This window comes from Salinivirga sp., from assembly GCF_035268865.1.
Classification (GTDB): domain Bacteria; phylum Bacteroidota; class Bacteroidia; order Bacteroidales; family Salinivirgaceae; genus Salinivirga.
In genome coordinates this window covers 1-8,146 of sequence record NZ_DATFKB010000116.1, presented here as the reverse complement: position 1 = coordinate 8,146, position 8,146 = coordinate 1, and the positions used below count along the sequence as shown (strand labels likewise).

Below are 8,146 nucleotides of genomic sequence, written 5' to 3'. Positions count from 1 at the left end.
GAATATATGGCTTGGCCCATATGCACAGCAAATGGTAAATCATTCCCCTATTCCTGTGCTAAGTATTCAGCCCTATTGATACATTTTCTATATACATACAATTGAATTATTTTGTACGTTTGTACAGCCAAAATCGTAATATGATTTTGGTCTTGTATTTGATCTTTAATAATTTTAAAATCACTGGTAAATAGCTTTTGTGGTATTTGTAAATAAATTGACAGTTTAAGAAATGGAGGCAATGATTAGTTCTGTTTTAAAATAGTCAATTAAAAAAATTGCATTATACTACATTAATGAAATTTCGGTGGAAAAACTTAAGTAAGCGTCAAAACATGAAATTTAAACTATTCATCATAATGATGATTTTGCCTTTCGCTACTTTAGCGCAAAGCGATACGGCCTCGATTTTTAAAATATTCAGAGATACAACCGGTGGAAAAGGAGAGGTAAATATACACCAGGATCCACTTGTGCGATTGCTTGTGGACAGAGACGTGAAAATCCACCAAAGGCGGAGAGGTATTTCAAATGGCTACCGAATACAAATTTTTAGCAGCTTTGGAAATGATTCACGCGACCGTTCAAAAGATGTTCGTATAAAGTTTTTATCGGAATTTCCTGATTTTGATCCGGTACGCGTGTATTCAACCTATGAACCTCCGTTTATAAAGGTTCGTGTAGGTGATTACCGCAACCGCCATGAAGCACTTGAAGATTATCGAAATATCGTGGATATTTTTCCGGATTGTTATATCGTGAAAACGCGGATTAATTACCCGGAATTACAACGAGATATTAAACCGTAAGAATGCAAAAAACATGAAATTATCGGTAAGGCAACTCAGAGAAAAAGCCATGGAAATACGTATCAGCGTAATTAACTCGCTCGCTGCTGCTGGCTCCGGGCATCTGGGTGGCAGCTTAGGTCTCGCCGATGTTTTTACTTCGCTTTATTTTAAAGAACTCAACCACAAGCCGGAAAATCCCGAATGGGAGAATAGAGATCGGTTAGTACTTTCCATAGGGCATGTTGCCCCAATTTTTTATACAACACTTGCCCATTGCGGTTATTTTTCTGTTGAAGAGCTTTCTACATTAAGAAAACTTGGATCGAGATTGCAAGGTCATCCTGCCACTGATCACCATACGCCGGGGCTTGAAACCTCCGCCGGATCTCTGGGGCAGGGACTCAGTATAGCAACGGGAATGGCATTGGCCGCAAAGCATAATGGTGCCAATCATCGTATTTTTTCCATTCATGGCGATGGCGAACTTCAGGAAGGTGCTATCTGGGAAGCAGCAATGGCTGCAGGTAATTACCAACTTGATAATATGGTGGCCATAGTTGACCGGAACGGGGTGCAAATTGATGGTCCAACGGAGCAGGTTATGGGTGTTGAACCGTTGGTAGATAAGTGGAGGGCCTTTAACTGGAAAGTGCACGAATGTAATGGAAATGATATTATTGATATTTTGAGGTGTTTTGATGTCGTTAAAGAGGCAACAAATCAACCCCAGGTTATAATTGCACACACCAAAATGGGTGCGGGTGTGGTTGAAATAGAAAACGATTATACCTGGCATGGTAAACCACCACGCCCCGAAAATGTCGACAATTTTATTGCACAGGTAAAGCAGAACTATCATGAAAATTCGTGATTACATTCCGACGCGGGTAGGTTTTGGCAAGGGTTTAAAAGAAGCAGCAGACCAAATGCCGGAGATTATCGGTTTAGGCGCAGATATCACCGGTTCGGTGAATATGAATTTTTTCGCAGAGGCTCACCCTGATCGTTTTTATTCGCTGGGTATCGCCGAACAAAATATTACAGGAGTGGCTGCCGGCCTTGCGCTTGAGGGCAAAATACCTGTAATGGCTACCTATGGTGTTTTTTCTGCAATGCGCAATACCGATCAGGTGCGTATATCAGTGTGCTATAATAATCTTCATGTGATAATTGGCGGTGCACATGCAGGAATTTCTGTTGGCCCCGATGGTGCCACGCACCAGGCGCTTGAAGATATAGCCATAATGCGTTCGCTACCAAACATGACTGTTTTGTCGCCCTGCGATGCCACGCAGGCCAATCAGGCAATTAAAGCTGCTTTGACAGATCAGGACAGCCCTGTTTACCTGCGATTTGGACGTGAGGCAGTGCCCGATTTTATGCCTGATGATATTGCATTTGAAATAGGTAAAGCTCAACTGCTCAAAGATGGTGTGGATTTAACAATTGTGGCCACCGGCCATCTCGTATGGGAAGCCCTTGAAGCCGCGAAAGAACTGGAAAGCGGAGGTGTTTCTGCAAGGGTAATTAATCTTCATACAATTAAACCAATTGATAGAGAAATCTTAATAAAAGCCTCTGCAGAAACCGGAGCAATAGTAACTGCAGAAGAGCACCAGATAATGGGAGGGATGGGTAGTGCCGTAGCCGAGGTGCTGTCTGAATATGCTCCGTGTCCTATGAGATTTATTGGTGTAAACGATACATTTGGCGAATCGGGGCAACCTGATGAGCTTATGGAAAAATATAAATTGAAGTCAAAAAATATTGTTACAGCAGCCCATGAAGTGCTGATAAATAAAGCTAAGAAATGAGTGAGTTAATTAAGCATGAGTGTGGTTTTGCCTTTATCAGGCTACTAAAGCCACTGGAGTATTTTCAATCGAAATACGGTAACTGGATGTATGGCATCAATCGTATGTATTTGATGATGGAAAAACAGCGTAATCGCGGTCAGGACGGCGCAGGTATGGCCTCCGTGAAACTTGATACATTGCCGGGCACACGTTATATTGACCGTACACGCTCAAACTCCTCCCATCCGATTGTCGATGTATTTGATGAGGTGCGTAAACCCATTAATGCAGTCCGGCATGAAAACCCTGAATTACTCAAAGATGCACAATGGGCTAAAAGTAATATGCCTTTTGCAGGCGAGATTTATCTGGGGCATTTACGTTATGGTACATTTGGGAAAAACGATATTGACAATGTGCACCCTGTCATGCGCGAGAATAACTGGAAAAGCAAAAATCTTGCGGTAGCAGGTAATTTTAACCTGACCAATGTGGGTGAAATGTTTCAGTCGCTGGTAGACCTTGGGCAGCATCCCAAAGGTTACAGTGATACGGTTACGATTCTGGAACAAATTGGTCATCAATTGGATGAAGAGAACCAGCTGCTGTTTGATACACTCAAAAAACAGGGCCTTACGCATAAAGAAATAAGTGCTGCTATAGCGCGTGATCTGGATCTTAAAAAGATTCTGGCTAATGCCAGTGCCGAATGGGATGGCGGTTATGTTATTTCAGGAATTATTGGTCATGGCGATGCTTTTATTATGCGTGATATTAATGGCATACGTCCTGCCTGGTATTATGCCGATGATGAGATTGTGGTAGGTGCATCCGAAAGGGCTGTTATACAAACGGTGATGAAGCTTCCGGAGGAGAAAATTAAACCTGTGAAGCCGGGCCATGCCGTAATTGTGAAGAAAAATGGTACATGGAGCGAGGAGATGATTAAAGAGCCGGGAGCTGTTTTATCATGCTCTTTTGAGCGAATATATTTTTCTCGTGGAAGCGACCGTGAAATATACAATGAGCGAAAGAAACTTGGTGAACTCATCGTTCCTCAAATTATCGACGCTGTGAACGGAGAACTCGATCATTCGGTATTTTCATTTATTCCCAATACATCTGAAACTGCATTTTATGGCATGATGAAAGGTATTGAAACCCACATGCTGCAGCAAAAGATGGATGAGCTTGGAAACGAAGATGCAAATCATACCAAAGCCGAACTGCATAAAATTATCAACGCAAGACCACGTGTAGAGAAAATTGCCATCAAGGATGTCAAGCTCAGGACATTCATTACAGGTGATGAGTCGCGCGACGATTTGGTAGAACATGTTTACGACATCACTTATGGAACAGTCGAAGCAAATAAAGATAACCTGGTGGTTATAGATGATTCTATTGTGCGTGGAACTACATTGCGCCGCAGTATTTTGCGCATTTTAGACCGCTTAAATCCGAAGCGTATCGTTGTGGTATCATCTTCTCCACAAATCCGTTATCCCGATTGCTATGGTATTGATATGGCCAAACTGTCTGATTTTATTGCCTTTAATGCGGCAATAGGGTTGTTGAAAGATCGGGGGCAATATTTTATTATTAACGAAGTGTATAAAAAGTGTAAGGAGCAGGAGCATTTACCTAAAGAACAGGTAAAAAATCACGTGAAAGAGATTTATGCTCCGTTTAAAGCCCAGGAGATATCAGATAAAATTGCCGAATTGATGCATGGTGGAATAAATGCTGAGGTAAAAGTTGTTTATCAATCTATCGAAAACCTGCATAAAGCAATACCTAATGATAAAGGCGATTGGTATTTTACAGGTAATTACCCAACACCGGGTGGTAATAAGGTTGTAAATCAGTCGTTTATAAATTTTATCGAAGGAAAGAATGAAAGGGCATATTAAGTAGCTGATTACGGAAAATCTTTTAAAGTTTTTACGCCTGAATCAGTTTAAAACAAAATACCATTTCAGTTCATTAGAGTGGTAAAGTATGCGATATGACTAAAAGTAAATTTTACCATTCTATAGCACCTTTTTACGATCACATTTTTCCGCTTAAGCAACCTGCGCTGAATTTCACCAGGGAGCTTGTATCTGCTAATTCTGTAGTTCTGGACGCTGGTTGTGCAACTGGTAACATGGCTATTGCATTGGAGACTTCTTGTAAGCACATTGATGCATTCGACCTCGATGTGGAGATGATTGAACGTGCTAAATCTAAATCACGGAGCAGCTCCAATTCTTTCTTCGTGGGCGACATGCTCAAAATGGAAACTCAGTTTGGAACAAACCAATACGATTTAATTATTTGCTACGGAAATACTTTGGTGCATTTACAATCAATTGGTGAAATATTGAATTTTCTGGCCCAGGCATACAATCTATTGAACAGCAATGCCGGTCTTGCCATTCAAATATTGAACTACAACTATATTCTTGATGAAAAGATAGATGAATTGCCGTTAATTGAAAACGATTATGTGCGTTTCAGGCGAAAGTATGCTTTCCGCAAAAATTGCCGCTTAGTAGATTTCGATACTGAACTGACCGTAAAACAAACGGGTCAGACAATCCAAAACACAACTCCGCTTTTTGCTTTAAGGCCTGAAGAATTACGTGAATTGCTACACAAGGCAGGTTTTAAATATGTGGAAATGTTTAGCTCATACAAAAAACACCCGATTTCGAATACACAAATGCCATTGGTTCTACGGGCGTATAAAGCATAGATGCTCTTTTTGTCAGGGTGTAGTTTTGAAATGGTTTCAGAACCCGTAAATTGAAAATCCACCATCTACAGCAATGGTTTGGCCGGTAATGTAGCCGGCACCCGGGGAGCTTAAAAATTCTACAACAGATGCTACTTCATGTGGCTCGCCTATACGTTTCATTGGCGTTCTGTTCAGCACTTCTGTTTTGTATTGCTTGTTCTGCAGTACTTGTTTCGCCAACGGAGTGGCAATGTACCATGGTGCAATACCATTTACGCGAATACCATCTGTGGCCCATTCGGCAGCGAGATTTTTTGTGAGCTGGTTCATTGCGGCTTTGCTCATGGCATAAAGGGCGCCTGTGCGCAGGTGGGTGAGACCTGCTACAGAGCTCATGAAAATGACATTGCCCTGTTTGGCCTTTTTTAGTGCCGGATACAGCATTCTGGTAAGCTCATATGCCGAGCGGAGGTTGGTGTTCATAATTTGCTCAAATTCGCCATCAGAGACATCTTTTACAGGTTTGCGAATGTTGGTACCGGCATTGTTTACCAGTACATCAAGGTGCCCGAATTTTTCGCTAACAAAAGCAGCCAGCTTTTTGATGTCCTCCACTTTTGCCATATCTGCCGAATAAGTAAAGGTTTCGCCCTTTGTCTCGTGGGCAGCTTTATCCAGGTTTTCCTGGTTGCGTGCTACCATAATAACCCGAGCGCCTTTTTTAGCAAATAATTGAGCTGTTGCAAGTCCTATTCCCCGGCTTGCCCCGGTAATTAAGATATTTTTATTATGTAAATGATGATTCATGGATACTTTTTATTTTGAATATAGGAAAAAATAGTGAGCTATAACCCGGGAGTCGATTAAAAATACTCCAATGGCGATCATAGGAAATTAGCTTTAATAAAAAATTAAATAAGCTGGTCAATCAAAAATTGTTGTAAAAATTGATTGAATTGAGTTGGGTTTTCAATTTGCGGGCAGTGACCGGCATTGTCTATAAGCTGCACCTTTTTTCTCCAAAGGGTCGGAATTTCAAAGCGATCAAAATATGTTCTTTTGACCATTTGATCGTAGCGCCCCAGTAGAATAGCTATGGGCTGTGTAAGGTGCTTCAGGTTCTCTGCTTCATCGCTCAGGTTGGCCGGTTCCGAAACCGAAGCTCCGAGAATTGGTCGCATGGCCGGGTCTGATTTTTTAATGCTCTCAAGAATGACCCTGGGTTTTAAGCTCCCTTTTTTTACGAAAATACTGGCTAACTGATTTAACTGTTCATTGTTGAGTTTAGCCTGATACGTTAATGAATAGGCGGGGTGGTCATAATGGCTGTGTTCTAAAAAAGAGGGTTTACTGAACGGTGGGGTGCCGAAAATAACCAATGCTTTACATCGATCCTGTATTTGTGGCCATGCGCTGAGTAAAAGATGTCCGCCGAGTGCATGTCCAACCATAATTGCATTTTTAATTTTCAGGGCATCGAACCAGTTTACCATGGTTTGTGTGAGGCCCTCAATGGTATAGAATAAGTCCGGATCTGCTGGTGCTTTGCTCTTGCCGTGCCCTGGTAAATCGGGAGCTAAAAGCCTGTGATTTTGAAATTCTTTCGCTGAAAACTGATTTTCAAAGGTATCTGATGAAAGTGAACTACTGTGCAGAAACACAATAGGGTCGCCCTTTACACCATTGTCCTTGTACGTGATGGTGAGGTTGTTAATTTTAATTTCCTTCTCTTGCGGGCTTTTGGTAATGGTTGGTTGCCCCGGATTTTTTGACATTGCGGTATATTTAAATTAATACCCAGTAAACTCCCCTCAACTAAAATAGACAAAATAACATTGTGTGTCAAATTTAATTTTTAAAATACGCTAATTGTTGAACCTGACATTGGAAAACAAATCCCACCATTAAACAAAAAAAACGCCGAATGGTTGCATCCGGCGCTTTTCTAAATCTAAAGAAAGTTATTGCAATTTAGCTTTTACAATTTCAGATATTAATTTTCCATCAGCCCGGCCGGCCATTTGCTTGTTGGCCATGCCCATTACTTTACCCATGTCTTTCATTGATGAGGCGCCGGTTTCAGTAATAATTTTTTCAATTTCTGTTCTGATTTCATCTTCAGAGAGTTGCTCAGGTAGAAACTCTTTAATGATATTGGCCTCAAAAAGTTCTTTTTCAGCCAGTTCATTCCGGCCTTCTTTTTTGTATATCTCAGCTGAATCTTCGCGCTGCTTAACCAGTTTCTGCAGCATTTTCATTTCAGTGGCTTCATCGATTTCATCACCACCGCCAGCTTTGGTTTTTTCTTGCAGAATGGCATTTTTGATGGCCCTAATGGCTTCAAGTTTTGGTTTATTTTTGGCCTTCATGGCCTCTTTCATTTTCTGGGTTATATCTTTTTCGAGACTCATTGTTTTGGTTTTTATGATTTGAAATTAATGTTCAAAACTATAAATCATTTTACCTTAATCCACATTATTGTTTAAATATGAATTGTCCGTATTGATGTCAGGACCATCTTCATCGTCGCTTAATGTGTATCTTGATATTTCCTCACTATCATCGGTGGTTTTGTTTCCGGATAGTTTTGTTTTGCGGCGAATATAGGCAGGAACCGCCTCCAGTTCTTCAAGCTTTTTGGTATCCCATAGTGTATCTGCTTTTTTTCTTTCTCTGCCGTCTGTGTCCTGTTGTTTTTCATTACCGGTGCTTTCCGGGACAAAAGCAATTTCATCTTCTTCTCTTTCAGGCGTGCCTTCAATTTCAAGCAGATGCTCTTCTTTTTGGTCTGATGCAGAAGTTTGTTCATCCTGGGCATCGTCATAGTTTTCTTCGCC

General features: G+C 41.1%; 9 protein-coding genes. 5 read left to right on the top strand and 4 right to left on the bottom strand.

Features of this window, described 5'->3' with window-relative positions; translation table 11 throughout:
* Positions 1-335: 335 nt before the first annotated feature.
* The 5 genes from VJ937_RS07235 (at position 336) to VJ937_RS07215 (ending at position 5,327) form a co-directional block, all read left to right on the top strand.
* Complete coding sequence (locus tag VJ937_RS07235; RefSeq protein ID WP_324066230.1) at positions 336-809, top strand: hypothetical protein; 474 nt, start codon at positions 336-338, stop codon at positions 807-809.
* Positions 810-822: 13 nt separating this feature from the next.
* On the top strand, positions 823-1,662 hold the full coding sequence (locus VJ937_RS07230; RefSeq protein ID WP_324066229.1) for a transketolase: 840 nt from the start codon (positions 823-825) through the stop codon (positions 1,660-1,662).
* Positions 1,649-2,605, top strand: coding sequence for a transketolase family protein (locus VJ937_RS07225; RefSeq protein WP_324066228.1), 957 nt, complete (start codon positions 1,649-1,651; stop codon positions 2,603-2,605). The genes VJ937_RS07230 and VJ937_RS07225 overlap by 14 nt, the downstream gene beginning before the upstream one ends.
* Positions 2,602-4,500, top strand: a complete 1,899-nt coding sequence (locus tag VJ937_RS07220; RefSeq protein WP_324066227.1) for an amidophosphoribosyltransferase — start codon at positions 2,602-2,604, stop codon at positions 4,498-4,500. The genes VJ937_RS07225 and VJ937_RS07220 overlap by 4 nt, the downstream gene beginning before the upstream one ends.
* A gap of 95 nt (positions 4,501-4,595) precedes the next feature.
* Complete coding sequence (locus VJ937_RS07215) at positions 4,596-5,327, top strand: class I SAM-dependent methyltransferase (RefSeq protein ID WP_324066226.1); 732 nt, start codon at positions 4,596-4,598, stop codon at positions 5,325-5,327.
* A 36-nt stretch (positions 5,328-5,363) separates the two neighbouring features.
* Here the strand turns inward: VJ937_RS07215 and VJ937_RS07210 are convergent, their stop codons facing one another.
* From VJ937_RS07210 to VJ937_RS07195, 4 genes are all read right to left on the bottom strand, one after another.
* Complete coding sequence (locus VJ937_RS07210) at positions 5,364-6,116, bottom strand: glucose 1-dehydrogenase (RefSeq protein ID WP_324066225.1); 753 nt, start codon at positions 6,114-6,116, stop codon at positions 5,364-5,366.
* 104 nt (positions 6,117-6,220) lie between these two features.
* On the bottom strand, positions 6,221-7,084 hold the full coding sequence (locus VJ937_RS07205) for an alpha/beta hydrolase (RefSeq protein WP_324066224.1): 864 nt from the start codon (positions 7,082-7,084) through the stop codon (positions 6,221-6,223).
* Between the two features lie 186 nt (positions 7,085-7,270).
* The gene (locus VJ937_RS07200) at positions 7,271-7,720 is read right to left on the bottom strand and encodes a GatB/YqeY domain-containing protein (protein WP_324066223.1); all 450 of its coding nucleotides are present in this window, start codon (positions 7,718-7,720) and stop codon (positions 7,271-7,273) included.
* A gap of 54 nt (positions 7,721-7,774) precedes the next feature.
* The coding region (locus VJ937_RS07195) for a hypothetical protein (protein ID WP_324066222.1) at positions 7,775-8,146 on the bottom strand (372 nt) is incomplete at its 5' end.

Coding starts and splice junctions, on each gene's coding strand:
- VJ937_RS07235 (WP_324066230.1), top strand. CDS start 336: ATGAAATTTAAACTATTCATCATAATGATGATTTTGCCTTTCGCTACT.
- VJ937_RS07230 (WP_324066229.1), top strand. CDS start 823: ATGAAATTATCGGTAAGGCAACTCAGAGAAAAAGCCATGGAAATACGT.
- VJ937_RS07225 (WP_324066228.1), top strand. CDS start 1,649: ATGAAAATTCGTGATTACATTCCGACGCGGGTAGGTTTTGGCAAGGGT.
- VJ937_RS07220 (WP_324066227.1), top strand. CDS start 2,602: ATGAGTGAGTTAATTAAGCATGAGTGTGGTTTTGCCTTTATCAGGCTA.
- VJ937_RS07215 (WP_324066226.1), top strand. CDS start 4,596: ATGACTAAAAGTAAATTTTACCATTCTATAGCACCTTTTTACGATCAC.
- VJ937_RS07210 (WP_324066225.1), bottom strand. CDS start 6,116: ATGAATCATCATTTACATAATAAAAATATCTTAATTACCGGGGCAAGC.
- VJ937_RS07205 (WP_324066224.1), bottom strand. CDS start 7,084: ATGTCAAAAAATCCGGGGCAACCAACCATTACCAAAAGCCCGCAAGAG.
- VJ937_RS07200 (WP_324066223.1), bottom strand. CDS start 7,720: ATGAGTCTCGAAAAAGATATAACCCAGAAAATGAAAGAGGCCATGAAG.